Annotated in this window: 15 protein-coding genes; 13 read left to right on the plus strand and 2 right to left on the minus strand. The window is 49.1% G+C overall.

Going from position 1 to position 16,296, the window contains the following annotated elements; genetic code table 11:
* Positions 1-12 precede the first annotated feature (12 nt).
* The 8 genes from flgE to flgL all read left to right on the plus strand — a co-directional run bounded on the left by flgE (position 13) and on the right by flgL (position 8,272).
* Positions 13-1,215, plus strand: a complete 1,203-nt coding sequence (flgE, locus tag QJR74_RS06230; protein WP_304373686.1) for a flagellar hook protein FlgE — start codon at positions 13-15, stop codon at positions 1,213-1,215.
* 15 nt (positions 1,216-1,230) lie between these two features.
* A complete protein-coding gene (locus QJR74_RS06235; protein ID WP_304373687.1) occupies positions 1,231-1,992 on the plus strand; it encodes a flagellar basal body rod protein FlgF in 762 nt (253 codons plus the stop codon).
* Positions 1,993-2,004: 12 nt separating this feature from the next.
* On the plus strand, positions 2,005-2,787 hold the full coding sequence (flgG, locus tag QJR74_RS06240) for a flagellar basal-body rod protein FlgG (protein WP_071429560.1): 783 nt from the start codon (positions 2,005-2,007) through the stop codon (positions 2,785-2,787).
* Between the two features lie 50 nt (positions 2,788-2,837).
* Entirely contained in the window at positions 2,838-3,527 is a 690-nt protein-coding gene (locus QJR74_RS06245) for a flagellar basal body L-ring protein FlgH (RefSeq protein ID WP_304373978.1), read from the plus strand.
* Positions 3,528-3,554: 27 nt separating this feature from the next.
* Positions 3,555-4,640: a flagellar basal body P-ring protein FlgI gene (locus tag QJR74_RS06250; protein ID WP_304373979.1), complete on the plus strand. Its 1,086-nt coding sequence runs from the start codon at positions 3,555-3,557 to the stop codon at positions 4,638-4,640.
* The gene (flgJ, locus tag QJR74_RS06255; RefSeq protein WP_304373688.1) at positions 4,640-5,548 is read left to right on the plus strand and encodes a flagellar assembly peptidoglycan hydrolase FlgJ; all 909 of its coding nucleotides are present in this window, start codon (positions 4,640-4,642) and stop codon (positions 5,546-5,548) included. Before QJR74_RS06250 ends, flgJ begins: the two co-directional genes overlap by 1 nt.
* A gap of 97 nt (positions 5,549-5,645) precedes the next feature.
* Positions 5,646-7,286, plus strand: coding sequence for a flagellar hook-associated protein FlgK (gene flgK, locus QJR74_RS06260; RefSeq protein WP_304373689.1), 1,641 nt, complete (start codon positions 5,646-5,648; stop codon positions 7,284-7,286).
* A gap of 23 nt (positions 7,287-7,309) precedes the next feature.
* Complete coding sequence (flgL, locus tag QJR74_RS06265; RefSeq protein WP_304373690.1) at positions 7,310-8,272, plus strand: flagellar hook-associated protein FlgL; 963 nt, start codon at positions 7,310-7,312, stop codon at positions 8,270-8,272.
* Positions 8,273-8,321: 49 nt separating this feature from the next.
* On the opposite strand, the gene rne is transcribed toward flgL, so the two are convergent.
* On the minus strand, positions 8,322-11,333 hold the full coding sequence (rne, locus tag QJR74_RS06270) for a ribonuclease E (protein WP_304373691.1): 3,012 nt from the start codon (positions 11,331-11,333) through the stop codon (positions 8,322-8,324).
* A gap of 546 nt (positions 11,334-11,879) precedes the next feature.
* Here rne and rluC point away from each other — a divergent pair.
* Positions 11,880-12,839, plus strand: a complete 960-nt coding sequence (gene rluC / locus QJR74_RS06275) for a 23S rRNA pseudouridine(955/2504/2580) synthase RluC (protein WP_304373692.1) — start codon at positions 11,880-11,882, stop codon at positions 12,837-12,839.
* Between the two features lie 11 nt (positions 12,840-12,850).
* Here the strand turns inward: rluC and QJR74_RS06280 are convergent, their stop codons facing one another.
* Entirely contained in the window at positions 12,851-13,438 is a 588-nt protein-coding gene (locus QJR74_RS06280; protein WP_304373693.1) for a Maf family protein, read from the minus strand.
* Positions 13,439-13,580: 142 nt separating this feature from the next.
* On the opposite strand from QJR74_RS06280, the gene yceD reads away from it, so the two are divergent.
* From yceD to QJR74_RS06300, 4 genes are read left to right on the plus strand one after another with little or no spacing between them, the layout of a single operon-like run.
* Complete coding sequence (gene yceD, locus QJR74_RS06285; RefSeq protein WP_304373694.1) at positions 13,581-14,102, plus strand: 23S rRNA accumulation protein YceD; 522 nt, start codon at positions 13,581-13,583, stop codon at positions 14,100-14,102.
* A 14-nt stretch (positions 14,103-14,116) separates the two neighbouring features.
* Complete coding sequence (gene rpmF / locus QJR74_RS06290; protein WP_048911991.1) at positions 14,117-14,287, plus strand: 50S ribosomal protein L32; 171 nt, start codon at positions 14,117-14,119, stop codon at positions 14,285-14,287.
* A 26-nt stretch (positions 14,288-14,313) separates the two neighbouring features.
* Complete coding sequence (plsX, locus tag QJR74_RS06295; RefSeq protein ID WP_304373695.1) at positions 14,314-15,327, plus strand: phosphate acyltransferase PlsX; 1,014 nt, start codon at positions 14,314-14,316, stop codon at positions 15,325-15,327.
* Positions 15,328-16,281 carry a beta-ketoacyl-ACP synthase III gene (locus QJR74_RS06300; RefSeq protein ID WP_304373696.1) on the plus strand — a complete coding sequence of 318 codons (954 nt, stop codon included), beginning with the start codon at positions 15,328-15,330 and terminating at the stop codon, positions 16,279-16,281.
* Positions 16,282-16,296: the final 15 nt, after the last annotated feature.

Here is a 16,296-nt window from a genome sequence, read left to right on the forward strand (position 1 = left end):
TAGGAGATAAGTATGTCTTTTTCGCAAGCAGTCAGTGGATTGAATGCTGCCTCAAGTAACTTAGATGTGATAGGGAATAATATTGCTAACTCTGCAACGAGTGGATTTAAGAGTTCAACGGCCGCCTTCGCCGATATGTTTGCGGGTAGCCAAACTGGGCTCGGAACTAAAGTGTCTGCCGTGATCCAAAATTTTGGTGATGGTGCAATTAATGCAACGGGACGTAATCTCGACGTCGCCTTATCGGGGAATGGTTTTTTCCGATTAGAAGATAGCAATGGGTCGATTTATTACTCGCGCAATGGCCAGTTACAACGTAATGCCGACGGGGTCCTCGTCAATACTGAAGGTCTACAAGTCACCGGTTACCCAGTAACAGGTTCTCCCGCCACCGTTCAAACCGGCGCAGATCCAGTGCCAATTATGATCCCAACGACTCAGCTGCCTGCCCGAGCGACCACCCAAGGATCGCTTCAAGTCAATTTGAACTCCTCAGACGCGTTACCCTCAATAACGCCGTTCGATGCTAAAGAAGTTAACAGTTATAACGCCAAAAGCAGTATGACGGTTTACGACAGCCAAGGGAATGATCACCAACTCGATCTCTATTTTGTGAAAACCGCTAACAATCAATGGCAAGTTTACCCCATTGACAGTTCAACGGGGGAAGCCTCCACCGACTTTACCATGTCCTTCGATGAGAATGGACAACTGACCAGCGAAGCCCTCCAACCCATAACGATACAGGGAAGCAATGGGGCGGCAGCCAATCAAACCCTTAACATCGATTTCGCAGGCAGTAGCCAGCAGAACACGGGTGAGACGCAGTTTGGCAATCCAAAACAAGACGGTTATGCGCCTGGGGATTTAACCGGATTTACCATCAATGATGATGGCACGATTATCGGCAGTTATTCGAACCAACGCACCCAAGCGATGGGGCAAATTGTCCTAAGTAGCTTTACCAACAGTGAAGGGCTACAGCCGATGGGAGACAATCTATGGAGCGAAAGTTCCTCTTCTGGACAACCCGCCATTGGGACACCAGGTAGCGGTAATTTTGGCACTATGACTGCCGGCGCACTCGAGGCATCGAATGTCGATCTGAGTAAGGAGCTGGTTAATATGATCGTCGCGCAGCGTAATTATCAATCCAATGCGCAGACCATAAAAACGCAAGATCAAATCCTCAATACCTTGGTTAATTTACGATAAAGGATAGGGCCATTCATGGATAGGATGATCTATACCGCAATGAGCGGAGCGAGCCAAACCCTCGCCTTGCAAGCAGTGACCTCAAATAATTTAGCCAATGTTTCCACCCCCGGCTTTAAAGCGCAATTAGCCAATTTTCGCGCGGTGCCCGTGGAGGGTGCAAGCCTTGCTACGCGAAGTTTTGTGACGGCTTCTACCCCCGCGGCGGATCTCTCTGCCGGTCGCGTTAATTATACGGAAAGGACACTCGATGTTGCATTACAACCCAATGATTGGCTAGCCGTCACACTACCCGATGGCAGCGAAGCCTACACGCGTAATGGCAATATGCAAGTTTCACCGCAGGGGATCCTGACCGTGAATGGCCACCCTGTAGTCGGGGAGGGCGGACCCATTGCCATCCCAGAGCATGCGCAATTAACGCTTGCCACGGATGGAACCCTCACGGCATTAAATGCGGGGGATCAACCGAATGCGACGGTAGCGATTGGGCGATTAAAGATTGCCTTGGGGGAACCGACTATGGTGACACGTGGCGATGACGGATTTTTTCGTCCTACCGAAAAAGCCATTGCCCAATTTGGTGACGCACGCTTACCGGTTAATCCCCAGGGCAAAGTGATGCCGGGAGTCTTAGAGGAGAGCAACGTTAACCCTGTGCAATCGATGGTAGAGATGATCAACCATGCTCGCCGCTTCGAAATGCAAATGAAAGAGATCAGTCATGCTGATCAAAATGAGCAAAAGGCTAACCAGTTATTGTCCATTACGAGTTAATGAGGAAAGACCATGATCCGTTCTTTATGGATTGCAAAAACCGGACTTGATGCCCAGCAAACAAACATGGATGTCATTTCCAATAATCTCGCCAACGTATCGACCAACGGCTTCAAGCGCTCACGTGCGGTATTTGAAGATTTGCTTTACCAGACCTTACGTCAACCGGGTACGCAGGCTTCAGAACAAAATACGTTACCTTCCGGTTTACAAATCGGGACTGGGGTACGACCTGTCACCACCGAGCGTCTTCACTCTCAGGGAAACTTATCGAAAACCGATAACGCTAAAGATGTCGCCATCAATGGACAAGGATATTTCCAAGTACTCCTACCTGATGGCAGCTCGGCATACACTCGCGATGGCTCGTTCCAAGTTGATCAGAATGGCCAGCTAGTGAATAACGCTGGCTATCCGGTACAGCCGGGGATCACCATTCCAGCGGATGCACTCAGTATCACTATTTCGAAAGATGGCATTGTGAGTGTCACGCAAGCTGGGCAGACGCAACCGGCTCAGGTTGGGCAATTAACCTTGAATACGTTTATTAACGACGCTGGATTAGAGAGTAAAGGCGAGAATCTGTATCAAGAAACCCAAGCCTCTGGCGCGGCGACGGAGAGTACGCCGGGCCAAAATGGGGCGGGTTCACTCTATCAAGGCTACGTTGAGACCTCAAATGTGAATGTGGCGGAAGAGTTAGTCACCATGATCCAAACTCAGCGTGCTTACGAGATCAATAGTAAAGCCATTAGTACTTCCGATCAGATGTTACAACGTCTCACGCAACTTTAAACCGCTTTGGGCGTGACCTCACGCCCACGATAAAGGAGATAAGGGTGAAAATGCGTTGGTTTTTTACGGGATTGATGTGGTCATGCTTAAGCACCCTGAGTGGTTGTGCCCTCATTCCCCATACTCCCTTAGTCAAAGGAGATACCTCAGCCAAGCCCGCCATCTTGCCGCAACCTGTGGTGAATGGGTCAATTTTTCAAGCCGTTGCTCCCATGAATTTTGGCTATCAACCGCTGTTTGAAGATCGAAGACCCAGAGCCATTGGCGATACCTTAACGATTATTTTGCGGGAAAACGTCAGCGCGAGTAAAAGCTCGAGCAGTAACGCATCACGTCAAGGCAGTAGTCAGTTTGGCTTGAGCGTGGTGCCGCGCTCGTTGAATGGACTATTGGGTGGTGATAAAGCCAACTTCGATGGATCGGGCGGGAATGACTTTAGCGGTAAAGGGGGAGCCTCGGCAAATAATACCTTCACCGGAACCATTACCGTATCGGTCTCATCCGTGCTAGCTAACGGTAATTTGAAAGTCGTCGGCGAGAAGCAAATTGAAATTAATCAGGGAACCGAATTTATCCGTTTCTCAGGTGTAGTGAATCCGCGCACCATTAATGCCGATAATGCAGTGCTTTCTACCTCCGTAGCTGATGCACGCATTGAGTATGTTGGAAACGGCTATATCAATGATGCCCAACAAATGGGATGGCTACAGCGTTTCTTCTTAACTATCGCACCGATGTAAGGGAGTCTTAGGATGCGAATTATCATCATGATTGGATTACTGTGTATGAGTTTCCTCTCGTTCGCGCAAACATTGCGTATCAGAGATGTGACGCAAGTACAGGGGGTCAGGGAAAATGCGTTGATTGGTTATGGATTAGTGGTGGGCCTTGATGGGACGGGGGACCAAACCACGCAAACCCCTTTCACAACACAGTCGATGAGCAATATGTTGTCGCAGCTCGGCATTACGCTACCGGCGGGGACCAATATACAACTGAAAAATGTGGCCGCGGTCATGGTGACGGCGAAGTTACCCGCCTTCGCACGCCAAGGCCAAACCGTCGATGTGGTGGTGTCTTCGATGGGAAATGCGAAAAGCCTGCGCGGCGGGACGCTATTATTAACACCCTTAAAAGGTGTAGATAACCAGGTCTATGCCTTGGCGCAAGGAAATGTGCTAATCGGCGGTGCGGGTGCGCAAGCCGGAGGGAGCAGTGTACAAGTTAACCAACTGAACGGTGGACGGATCACGGGAGGGGCAACGGTTGAGCGGGAATTGCCGCATAATTTCGGTGATAAAAACCAACTGATCCTGCAATTATCACGAAACGATTTCTCCCTCGCCCAGCGGGTGGCTGATGTGGTCAATAAATACAGTGGTTATTCGGCCGCTGAACCGCTTGATGGGGGTAGTATCGCGGTACGAGTGTCACCGACCCAAGCGTCGCAAGTCCAGCTTCTAGCCAAACTGCTAGATTTACCGATTACGCTCCCCACTGCCCGCGCAAAAATCGTGATTAATGCCCGGACCGGTTCGGTGATTATGAATCAGCAAGTCAGTATTGAACGCTGTGCCGTCGCCCAGGGTAACCTTTCCGTAACCGTGGATAATCAAGCGAAAGTTAATCAGCCGGATACACCATTGGCTGGAGGAGAAACGGTCGTTACGCCACAAACCAAGATATCGTTACGTGAGCAGGGTGGCGCGCTACAGAAAGTGAATACCAGTGCATCGTTGAATGATGTGGTGGCCGCGTTAAATACCCTTGGCGCCACTCCGACGGAGCTAATGTCTATTTTACAAGCGATGGATAGTGCGGGCTGCCTGAATGCTGAATTGGAGATCCTCTAATGGCGATGACGATAGCAATCGGGTGGGATGTCAATGAATTGAATGCCTTACGCGGGGCAGCACAGCAGTCGCCGCAAACTCATATCGCCACGGTAGCGCGGCAAGTTGAAGGTCTCTTCCTACAGATGATGCTGAAAAGTATGCGGCAAAGTCTACCCGGGGGGGATCTACTGGGTAGCGACTCGCAACGACTCTTTACTGCTCTCTATGATCAACAGATCAGCCAGATGGCCCCCACTAGCCCGTTAGGGTTAGCGGCATTGATCGAAAAGCAGATGCAATCGGTGACACCACCAAGCGCTGAGGTTGGTCAACGTGCGATCCCCTTCGATAATAACCGGCAATTTTTTCAACGGCTTTCACAGCTGGTGGAACGAAAAGTCGATAGCGTGGTGCAGTTAGCCCAACCGATGCAGCAATTTATTCAACGGCTATTACCGCATGTTAAGAGTGTGAGCCGAGAAACCGGTATCCCGGAGAAACTCATTTTGGCCCAAGCTGCCTTGGAATCTGGCTGGGGACAGCGACAAATCACTACAGAGCAGGGGCTACCCAGTCATAACCTGTTCGGTATTAAAGCCGGTGGCCGCTGGCAGGGACCGACGACGGCGACTGTCACCACTGAGTACCGACAAGGCCACGCAGAGAAAACCACCGAACCGTTTCGTGTCTATCGCTCATGGCAGGAGGCATTACAGGATTATGGCAATCTCTTGGTGAATAATCCTCGCTATCAAGCAGTGACCTCTGCACGTAGCGCCGAGCAAGGGGCCTATGCGTTACAGCAAGCGGGTTATGCCACGGATCCGCACTATGCCCAAAAGCTGGTGGCCATTATCCGGCAGCTGAATCAGGGGCTCCCTAGTCAACTCCCTAGCGCTACGCTCAATCTAAACGAATTATTTTAATTGTCTTTAATAAAGTCTCTTTTGTCTTGTGCCGATAGAAAGAACGGGGCGTTATTAGGCCAAGATATCTGCAAGTTTATAAGGGTAAGGAAAAGATATGTCGAGTTTAATAAATTCTGCGATGAGCGGATTAAGTGCTGCCCAGCAACTGTTAACCAGTACTGCAAGTAACATCAGTAGTTACACCATTACAGGTTATAACCGACAGATTACGGTGATTTCGGAAGCACAAAACACCTTTAGTGGTAACAGTTGGTATGGAAATGGGGCGATTGTGAACGGTGTTCAACGGCAATACGATGCATTAATCGATAGTCAGCTGCGTAACGCGAGTGCAAAGAGTAGCGCGCAGTCGGCGCATTACACGCAGCTGTCTGCCATTGACAAACAGATGACACTGGAAGGGGGGACCTTGAATGATGGGCTAGAAACCTTCTTCGATACCTTACAGAATGTGGTGAATAATGCTGCCGATCCCGCTGCCCGTCAGGCGGTGATGTCGCAAGCCGCAGCATTAACGAATCAGTTTACCAGCACCCAAACGATGCTCGATCAGCAGCAGCGCGATATTAATTCACAATTACAGAGTTCTGTTTCGGCGATAAATAGCTATACCCAGCAAATTGCTACCCTCAACCAACGTATTGCTCAGCTGTCGCAAGGCGGTGATGCCCCGAATAATTTGCTTGATCAACGTGATCAGTTAGTACGGGAACTTAATGATCAGGTGGGAGTAACGGTGGCGATGCAAGATGGCAATATGAGCGTCAGTATCGCGAACGGCTTTACATTAGTCAGTGGCACCAAAAGTTACCCGTTAGAGGCGATCCCCTCAAATGCCAATCCAGATCAGTTAACGCTGGGTTATCAAGATAAGTTAGCGGGACAGGTAGAGTTACCCGAAAAACTGTTTAAGACCGGTAAAGTGGGAGGGCTAATAGCCTTTCGCCACGATGAGCTTAATCAGTTGCAGAACCGCTTAGGGCAGCTGACCTTGGCATTTGCTACCGCGATTAATAGTGTGCAGGAGCAAGGCTATGATTTGAATGGCCAGCAAGGCGAAGCGATGTTCAGTATTGGGCAGCCGAGTATTAAACAAAACCTCTTAAATACCGGAACCGCCTCGCTAAATGCTGAATTTACCGATGCCGAGCAGGTACAAGCTTCCGACTATCAACTAGTGTTTCAACAAGGTAACTGGCAGGTAACCCGATTAAGCGACAATACCGCAATTCCAGTGAAGATATCGGATTCGGCAGACGGCACTACCCTCGAGTTTGATGGGCTAGCTATCACGGTCAGTGGCAGCCCTGCCGAACATGACCGCTTTCTGTTACAGCCGGTCAATCAGATTACCCATCAGTTCTCGTTAAACTTTAGCGATCCCAATAAATTAGCTGCAGCTCAGGATCTGTCAGGCGAGAGCGATAACCGTAATATTCAGCAGATGCTCGACCTGCAGTCGCAAAAACGGGTAGGGGGGACACAAACGTTCAGCCAGACTTGGCGCTCGGCAGTCAGTTTTGTCGGAACGCAAACGCAAGCTTATGAGAATGCAGCGAATTTATCAGACAATATCATCACACAGCTCACTGCGCGTCAGCAAGCCGTTTCAGGAGTGAATCTGGATGAGGAATATGCCAACTTAACGCAATATCAACAGTATTACATTGCCAATACCCAAGTATTGAATACCGCCAGCGCGCTATTCGATGCCCTAATCAGCGTGCGCAGTTAGTGTACTAAGCGGGAGTGAGTGAGATGCGATTAAGTACCACCTTTATTTTCCAACAACAGACTCAGGGGATTAGTCATGCCCAAACGGATTGGTTAGCCGCAGGACAGCGATTATCTTCCGGTAAGCGAGTCGTTTCCCCATCCGATGATCCCGTCGCGGCGTCGCAAGCGTTAGGGATCCAACAGCATCAACGTACCGAGCAGCGCTACAGTATGGCACAGCAATTTGCTCAGACTAGCCTGAGTAACGAAGCCACGGCACTCTCCTCAATCAGCGATAATATTCAAGCCGCGATTAGCGATATTATTTATGGCGCCACGGGTACGCTGAATGATGATGACCGGCAATCTGTAGCAGTAAAGCTTGAAGGCGTGCGTAATCAACTGCTAACGCTGGCCAATAGCCAAGACAGCAATGGACGTTATCTTTTCGCTGGATACAACACCGCTCAGCCCCCGTTTGTCTCGGGTGATCAAGGAGTGAGTTATCAAGGTGGCGAACAGCCTATAATGCAGAAAGTGGATAATCAACGGGTGATGACCCTTACTCATACCGGTAAGCAGGTCTTTCAGTCGGCATCCGCGAATCCAAAATTAGAGCCTGATGGCACCTTGGGTGATACGGATCTTTTTTCAATCTTAGATAAGGCCATCACAACGCTTAAGACGCCGCTACAAGAAGCGGATGATTCAGCAATGCAAGACTTTCAGGAAGCAATGAATACCGCTAATCGAGGATTAAACAATAGCTTAAATAATATTCTGACGTTGCAATCTGAAAATGGGACGCAATTGACGGAATTAGAAAGTTTGGGGTCGATTAGCGCTAGCCAGAGTATTCTCGCGCAAGGGCAGTTGAGTCAATTGGTGGATGCTGATGTGACGCAGACCATTTCGGAATACCAAATGAAAGAGACGGCACTCCAGGCGAGTTACACTGCCTATACGCAAATGTCTAAACTTTCGTTGTTTCAGATGAATAAATGATGGATAAAAAAACACCCGCGACGTTGCGGGTGTTTTATTTTGAGCTAACTTAGCTTGCTTTCGTCACGCCGGCGCTAGCATGGTGGCGCGCAGCATGCCCACCTGCCGCACCTTTACCGGTGAATTGATAAACCGGACGAACCCAATCGCTTTGTTTAATTGGCTCGGCTACCCAAGCGGGTGCCTCAGCTTTGGTGACAGGTGAAGTTGCCACCAGACGCCCTGCAGTCACTGCTTGTGGAGTGAATGAGGTGACAGGTTCTGCAATCTGAGGTTGGGCCTCATTGATGACAGGCTGAATCTCGTCAATAACAGGTTGAGTTTCAACCGTGACAGGTTGAGCCTCGACAACCTCAGGTTGTGAGGCAGCAGGCTCGTCCTGTACTGGGGTAGGTTCAACCACAGCAACGGGTTCACTCACCACAGGTGCTTCACTCGCTACAACAGGCGTCACTGGCGTTTCACTCTGCACCGAATCGGTCACTGGCAACGTGGTTTGCTCGATTTTGGTGTCAACAGGAGTCTCTGTGGCGGACTCTACAGTGGTGACCGGCAGATCATAACGCACCCAGACTTTACCCGATGCCATTTCTGGCGCAGCGGCGGCGGTGCTCACGGCCATTGGTGTTTGTTGCGGGTAACGGTCATCACGATAGCGGCGACGACGTTGACCACTCACTCGTAAGTGACGAGGGGAACGACGTGAACGACGCGGTGCAACATTTTCTTGGTTCTCTGTAACTTGACGAGCCGCAGCGGTTTCAGCCGCTGCAGGGATTGCTACCGCTTGTTCAGCCTGAGTCGCCTCAGCAGAAGTAGTGGTATCAGTGTCTGTTACACGAACTTTTTGTTGCAGCACACGAGGTTGACGACGCGGCGTGACCTTCACTTCACGTGGGGTCTCTTCGCTAACAGGCGTTTCAGCTTGTTGCTCGGTAGCCGTTTCTTGCTTACGCGCTTCTTGTTGCTGACGACGCTCCTCTTGACGGCGGCGCTGACGCTCAGCACGTTGTTCGCGACGTTGCTGTTCGCGTTGTTGACGCACCTCATCACTGACGGCATTGTCCTGACGCGGAGTGCGTTCTTGACGAGAGGTATTGTCAGTATTATTGCCGGAGTTACGCGAAGATTGACGACGTGTATCCTCTTGTTGTCCTGCAATGTTACTCTCTTTTTGATTCTGACGATTGGTTCGGTCGTTCTTATCATTACGATCGTAACGGTTGTTATTACGACGTTGATTATTACGACGATCCGTTTGGCGCTGTTTAGCTTGTTGTTGAGAAGGCGTCGATACAGCCTGAGCCGTCGTTGTCTTGTCAGTTGCTGCTTTCTCAGCATTATCCGAGCCAGCAAAGAAAGCTTTGATCCCTTTCACCAGACGGCTAAAGAAACAACCCGCTGGTTTTTCTCCCGCAGAGGTCGCTTGTGCTTCGGTAGCGACTGGTGGGGCATCAGGCATAGCAAAGGCAGCCAGTGCCGGTTGCTCTGGACGACGACGTTCAGCGGTCTCTTCTTCCGATGGCAGTGCCATTTCGGTTTCATGCAGTTTCGGTAAGTGATAGCTGAGCGTATTCGTCTCTTCACCTTTACGAACACGCAGCACTGAGTAGTGTGGTGTTTGCATTTTATCATCAGGAACGATAACCGTTTTCACGCCACCTTGGCGAGTTTCAATCGCATTCACTGCCGAGCGCTTCTCGTTAAGAAGGTAAGAGGCAACTTGAACGGGCACGATCGCATGCACTTCTTTAGTGTTATCTTTTAACGCTTCTTCTTCGATTAAACGCAGAATGGACAGGGCTAACGACTCGTTGTCACGGATGGTTCCGGTGCCACTACAACGTGGACAAACATGATGGCTCGATTCGCCGAGGGATGGACTCAGACGCTGACGAGACATTTCGAGCAAACCAAAGCGTGAAATATGACTAATTTGGATACGGGCACGGTCTTGACGTACGGCATCACGTAATTTATTTTCGACAGCGCGCTGATGGCGAGCGGGCGTCATATCGATAAAATCGATGACGATGAGGCCACCTAAATCACGTAACCGTAATTGACGAGCAATTTCATCTGCGGCTTCAAGGTTGGTATTGAAGGCGGTTTCTTCAATATCGCCGCCGCGAGTTGAGCGCGCGGAGTTGATATCAATCGCAGTCAACGCTTCAGTCGTATCGATTACGATAGATCCCCCTGAAGGAAGGCGGACCTCACGTTGGAAGGCAGATTCGATCTGCGATTCAATCTGATAGTGACTGAAGAGGGGAATTTCACCAGAGTATAATTTGATTTTACTCGTGAAATCAGGGCGGCCTAGTGCTGCAATATGTTGGCGAGCTAATTCTAGGACACTAGGGTTATCGATCAGAATTTCACCGATATCTTGACGTAAGTAGTCGCGGAACGCCCGTACAATCACATTACTTTCTTGGTGAATCAAGAACGGTGCTGGACGGCTATTCGCAGCCTTTTGAATCGCTTCCCAATGTTTTAGTCGGAAGTTTAAATCCCACTGTAGTGATTCTGCTGATTTTCCAACGCCTGCAGTCCGAACAATCAGTCCCATACCATTCGGGATATCGAGGGAGGATAGGGCTTCTTTCAATTCACTGCGGTCATCGCCTTCGATGCGGCGAGAGATACCGCCTGCCCGTGGATTATTTGGCATTAGGACCAGATAACTTCCCGCTAAGCTGATGAAGGTAGTCAGTGCTGCGCCTTTATTTCCGCGCTCTTCCTTGTCGATCTGGACAATAACTTCTTGGCCTTCACGTAAAACATCTTTGATGTTTGGACGGCCATGGCCGGAGTAGTTATCTGGGAAGTATTCGCGTGAGATTTCTTTTAGAGGGAGAAAACCATGGCGTTCAGCACCATAGTCAACGAAAGCGGCTTCTAAGCTGGGTTCAATACGAGTGATTTTACCTTTATAAATGTTCGCTTTCTTTTGTTCATGACCCGGACTTTCAATATCCAAGTCATAGAGTTTTTGTCCATCAACCAGTGCGACACGCAACTCCTCCTGCTGAGTTGCGTTAATGAGCATTCTTTTCATTTACATGTTCTCGTCATTATCATTTTTGAAAAGCTGCGGGCATTACTGCGATGAGCGAGTTATCCGATGGCTTCGTGTCTGTAGGCAATCACGTCAGCCTCACGGCTGTCGATCGCTTAAGAAGCGCATAACGTCGGGGAAGTGTTACTAATCAGCTTCACAATTCCGTAGAGATCATCTCTTCCCAAAATAAGGGCAGAGGGCAATATCCCATCTCGTTCAGGCTGCAGTCCGCAGCCCGCTAACTATCTGAATCCACTAAACGTCTTATGCCATTGCAGCGTGTTGTCTCTTCAGATAAAAATTCAACTAAGTCGCTTTACGATGCAAAGTTCTGCAATCGTTCAGCCCCAGCATTATTCCATTGCTCCCCTTCATATAGCAAGGTGACTTTCACGTTGTTGATCACTTTATTTATTATTTAAGCGATTTAATCGTAAAAGCTAAATTTCGCTGGTTAAAAAGAGAGCATAATACACTGCATTCCCATGCCTAAGCTCAATAAAAGAGTAGCGATTACTCTTGAGTCTCTTTACACTTATCCGCATGAAAACAGAACATAATGGCGTACAGCTGATTGCCATCACGTCGGAGCACGACGGACAGCGAATTGATAACTTTTTGCGGACCTTTTTGAAGGGGGTTCCGAAGAGCATGATTTATCGAATCTTGCGTAAAGGTGAGGTTCGAGTAAACAAAAAAAGAGTCAAACCTGAATATAAACTTATCGACGGTGACGAACTGCGTATCCCCCCAATTCGTACCTCGAAGAGTGACGCGCCGGAAGTGTCACCTAAGCTTGAGCGTGTCGCACAGTTAGACAATGCGATTCTGTACGAAGATGACGCTATTTTAGTGTTAAACAAGCCATCGGGTACCGCGGTACACGGGGGGAGTGGCCTAAGCTTCGGGGTTATTGAGGGATTACGAGCCTTGCGGCCCGATGCACGTTTCCTTGAACTGGTCCATCGTTTAGACAGGGATACCTCGGGGATATTGCTGGTTGCCAAAAAACGGTCGGCGTTACGTGCTTTACATGAACAGCTTCGCGATAAGACTATGCAAAAGGATTATTTGGCTTTAGTACGGGGAGAATGGCCGTCACACCTTAAATCCGTGAAAGCCCCTTTGTTGAAAAATATTTTGCAAAGTGGTGAACGTGTCGTGAAAGTCAGTACCGAAGGTAAGCCATCTGAAACCAGATTTAAGGTTGAAGAACGCTTTGGTTTTGCCACTTTAGTCAAAGCAAGTCCGGTAACCGGTCGTACTCACCAAATCCGAGTACACACACTGCATGCGGGACACCCGATAGCGTTTGATGACCGATATGGTGTCGCCAGTTTTGATCAGCAATTAGCAAGCACAGGGCTCTCACGTCTTTTCTTGCATGCTGCGGCACTGACCTTTACCCATCCTGCAACCGGTGCAACCTTAAGAGTTGAAGCCCCGTTAGATTCAGGGCTTAAGCATTGCTTGAACCTGTTACGTCAAAAGAAAAACGCCTAAACTCTTAGGCATTAATCCGCCAAAGGATTAATGCCTAGTTTTCTGAGAATACTCGAGAGGGCGATCAGTGGTAAGCCAACTAGGGTATTCGGGTCATTTCCGGCCATTTTTTCAAATAGGGTGATACCTAAGCCTTCCGATTTGAAACTTCCTGCACACTGTAAAGGTTGTTCTTTATGGATATAGCCCCAGATTTCATCATCAGTGAGCTCTCTGAAGAAGACTTGGTAAATCTCTAGGCGCTGGTGCCACTGGTTGCTAACGCCGTCATACACAGCTAATCCGGTATGGAAGGTGACACATTGCCCTGACGAAGCCCGCAATTGCGTGAAGGCTTGCTCAGGTGTGTGGGGCTTGCCCAGTACTCGCTCGTCTAAACTCCCCAACTGGTCACAACCAATGATGATGCTGTCTGGGTAATCGTCAATGAGTGCGGAAGCCTTTTCACGCGCTAAACGCAAAACTTGTTCTTCAATCGTTTCGCCAAAGACGCTAGACTCATCGATATTAGGCGCGGCAGAGAAAAAGGGTAGGCCTAGCTTATCTAAAACGGCCTGGCGAAAAGGGGATGATGAGGCGAGTACTAGGTTATATGGCATATTTTTTTCATAATCTATAGCGAATTAGGTCAACACATCTTAAACTATCTGCCGCACTGGTTGCGAATTTCTCGGTTAAAGATGCGGGTCAATGGCCTTTTTCTTTGACTCTTTATCATTACAAAGTTAATATGCGCGCCCTATGCAAATAGTAAAATTACCTCTCACTCTGGATCTGCAACGTACTGCACAAAAGCGCCTTGATTATCAGGGAGTCTATGTCGCGGATGCGTTACAACGGTTAGCCGATTCAGTGGTGAGTGTGGACACCGATGTATCTTGTACGATGTCTTTCGGCATTGATAGCCAGCGCCTAGCCGTCCTTGAGGGCAGCGCTGACGTAACGGTAACGTTATGCTGCCAGCGTTGTAATGACACGTTCACCCATCCTGTCCACGTAAAATACCTCTTCAGCCCTGTTCGCAATGATGAGCAGGCGGAAGCGTTACCAGAAGGTTATGAGCCCGTTGAAGTCGATGAGTTTGGCGAAGTCAATTTGCTTGCGGTGATCGAAGATGAACTTATCCTCGCATTGCCTGTCGTTCCGGTACATGATTCTGAACACTGTGAAGTGTCCGACGCGGACATGGTATTTGGCGATTTGCCCGCTGAGGCAGAAAAACCAAATCCATTTGCCGTATTAGCAAGTTTAAAGCGTAAGTAATAGGAGTAAGGTCCATGGCCGTACAACAGAATAAACCAACCCGTTCCAAGCGTGGCATGCGCCGTTCACACGATGCACTGACTACGTCTGCTCTGTCCGTAGATAAAGTTTCTGGCGAAACGCATCTGCGTCACCATGTGACTGCTGACGGTTACTACCGTGGTCGCAAGGTAATTGCTAAGTAATTCTGGCCGCGAAGCTAGGTATTACTTTGACACGTGTGACCCTGGCCGTTGACGCCATGGGCGGGGATTTCGGTCCCCACGTGACAGTGCCTGCAGTTTTGCAGGCACTGGGCATATATCCCTCCTTAGAAATCTATCTTGTCGGACTTCCCGAAACCTTAGAGCCATTACTGATTACAGCGGATTCCTCTGTTAAACAACGCCTACACTGTATTGAGGCAGAGTCTGTTATCACCAGTGATGTAAAACCCTCATCGGCTATCCGCCAAAGTAAAAATAGTTCGATGCGACTCGCGCTTGAATTAGTCAAAGATCAGACAGCCCAAGCTTGTCTCAGTGCAGGAGATACCGGTGCATTGATGGGGCTTGCATTATTACTTCTTAAACCTTTGCCGCAGATTCGTCGTCCAGCGTTAATGACATTACTACCTAATGCGCGGTCAGGACACACTGTGGTACTTGATGTGGGCGCGAATCTTGAGGCTGATAGCGAAATGTTGGTGCAGTTTGCCTTAATGGGAACGGTAGTCGCACAGCAACTGTTAGCCATTACAGAACCACAGGTCGCATTACTGAATGTTGGTCAAGAAGAGAGCAAAGGGAAAGAATCTATCCGGCAAGCCGCGAAATTATTACGGCAACAGAGCCTGATCCGTTATACTGGCTTCTTAGAAGGAAGTGAAATACTAACAGGACAAGCTGATGTCTTGGTCTGTGATGGGTTCAGCGGCAATGTGGCATTGAAGACGTTAGAAGGGGCAGTAAGATATTTTCTTCAACGTGCAGGGCGTGGTCAGTCAATCTGGCGGCGGCTTATCAGAACACTGCTTTCACCAAATACCAGTAAGATTGATCCAGATAAGTATAATGGTGCATTTTTATTAGGGTTGTCGGGCGTGGTCATCAAGAGCCATGGGGCAGCGAATCAGCAAGCTTTTTTAGCGGCAATTGAACAGTCAATATTGACAGTGCAGCGGCAAGTTCCTCAGCGAGTTGCTCGCCAATTAGCCGCTGTAGTAGCCAGGAGTGACAAAACATAAATGTTTAGCAAAATTATGGGTACGGGTAGTTATCTACCTGAACAAATCCGCACCAATGCAGATTTAGAACAAATGGTAGAGACAACCGATGAATGGATTGTCACTCGTACCGGTATCCGTGAGCGTCGTGTTGCGGGTCCCGACGAAAATGTAGCCACTATGGGCTTTCATGCTGCGCAAAAAGCCATAGAGATGGCGGGCATTGATAAGAATGATATTGGATTGATTATCGTTGCGACGACCTCTTCGAGCCATGCCTTTCCAAGTTCTGCCTGCATGATACAACAGCAGCTGGGTATCAAAGATTGCCCTGCATTCGATTTAGCCGCGGCCTGCGCAGGATTCACCTATGCACTTAGCGTTGCTGACCAATACATCAAGAATGGTGCCGTAAAGCATGCGTTGGTGATTGGGGCTGACGCCCTTACGCGTACCCTTGATCCGACTGATCGCGGCACGGTGATTCTGTTTGGTGATGGTGCTGGGGCAGTATTGCTTGGGCAAAGTGAGACGGCGGGAATTATCTCAACCCATCTGCATGCCGATGGAAGTTTTGGGAAATTACTGACATTAGGTTATCAAGATCGCGATCATCAAGAACAGCCTGCTTATTTAACGATGGCCGGGAATGAAGTGTTCAAAGTCGCGGTGACGGAACTCGCTCATATTGTCGAAGAAACCTTAGAGGCGAACGGTATTGATCGTTCAGAGCTTGACTGGTTAGTTCCCCATCAAGCCAATCTCCGTATTATCAGTGCGACGGCCAAAAAGTTACACATGGGGATGGATAAAGTCGTTGTTACCCTTGACCGTCACGGTAATACGTCAGCCGCTTCTGTGCCGACCGCGCTCGATGAAGCCGTGCGAGATGGCCGAATTCAACGAGGGCAACTAATTTTATTAGAAGCCTTTGGTGGTGGTTTTACTTGGGGCTCAGCCCTCGTTCGTTTTTGATAGACAGGTATCTTT

This window comes from Tatumella ptyseos (assembly GCF_030552895.1).
Classification (GTDB): domain Bacteria; phylum Pseudomonadota; class Gammaproteobacteria; order Enterobacterales; family Enterobacteriaceae; genus Rosenbergiella; species Rosenbergiella ptyseos_A.

What these genes read in the sequence shown, in the direction of transcription:
- flgE (WP_304373686.1), top strand. Translation starts at nt 13, where the DNA reads ATGTCTTTTTCGCAAGCAGTCAGTGGATTGAATGCTGCCTCAAGTAAC.
- QJR74_RS06235 (WP_304373687.1), top strand. Translation starts at nt 1,231, where the DNA reads ATGGATAGGATGATCTATACCGCAATGAGCGGAGCGAGCCAAACCCTC.
- flgG (WP_071429560.1), top strand. Translation starts at nt 2,005, where the DNA reads ATGATCCGTTCTTTATGGATTGCAAAAACCGGACTTGATGCCCAGCAA.
- QJR74_RS06245 (WP_304373978.1), top strand. Translation starts at nt 2,838, where the DNA reads ATGCGTTGGTTTTTTACGGGATTGATGTGGTCATGCTTAAGCACCCTG.
- QJR74_RS06250 (WP_304373979.1), top strand. Translation starts at nt 3,555, where the DNA reads ATGATTGGATTACTGTGTATGAGTTTCCTCTCGTTCGCGCAAACATTG.
- flgJ (WP_304373688.1), top strand. Translation starts at nt 4,640, where the DNA reads ATGGCGATGACGATAGCAATCGGGTGGGATGTCAATGAATTGAATGCC.
- flgK (WP_304373689.1), top strand. Translation starts at nt 5,646, where the DNA reads ATGTCGAGTTTAATAAATTCTGCGATGAGCGGATTAAGTGCTGCCCAG.
- flgL (WP_304373690.1), top strand. Translation starts at nt 7,310, where the DNA reads ATGCGATTAAGTACCACCTTTATTTTCCAACAACAGACTCAGGGGATT.
- rne (WP_304373691.1), bottom strand. Translation starts at nt 11,333, where the DNA reads ATGAAAAGAATGCTCATTAACGCAACTCAGCAGGAGGAGTTGCGTGTC.
- rluC (WP_304373692.1), top strand. Translation starts at nt 11,880, where the DNA reads ATGAAAACAGAACATAATGGCGTACAGCTGATTGCCATCACGTCGGAG.
- QJR74_RS06280 (WP_304373693.1), bottom strand. Translation starts at nt 13,438, where the DNA reads ATGCCATATAACCTAGTACTCGCCTCATCATCCCCTTTTCGCCAGGCC.
- yceD (WP_304373694.1), top strand. Translation starts at nt 13,581, where the DNA reads ATGCAAATAGTAAAATTACCTCTCACTCTGGATCTGCAACGTACTGCA.
- rpmF (WP_048911991.1), top strand. Translation starts at nt 14,117, where the DNA reads ATGGCCGTACAACAGAATAAACCAACCCGTTCCAAGCGTGGCATGCGC.
- QJR74_RS06300 (WP_304373696.1), top strand. Translation starts at nt 15,328, where the DNA reads ATGTTTAGCAAAATTATGGGTACGGGTAGTTATCTACCTGAACAAATC.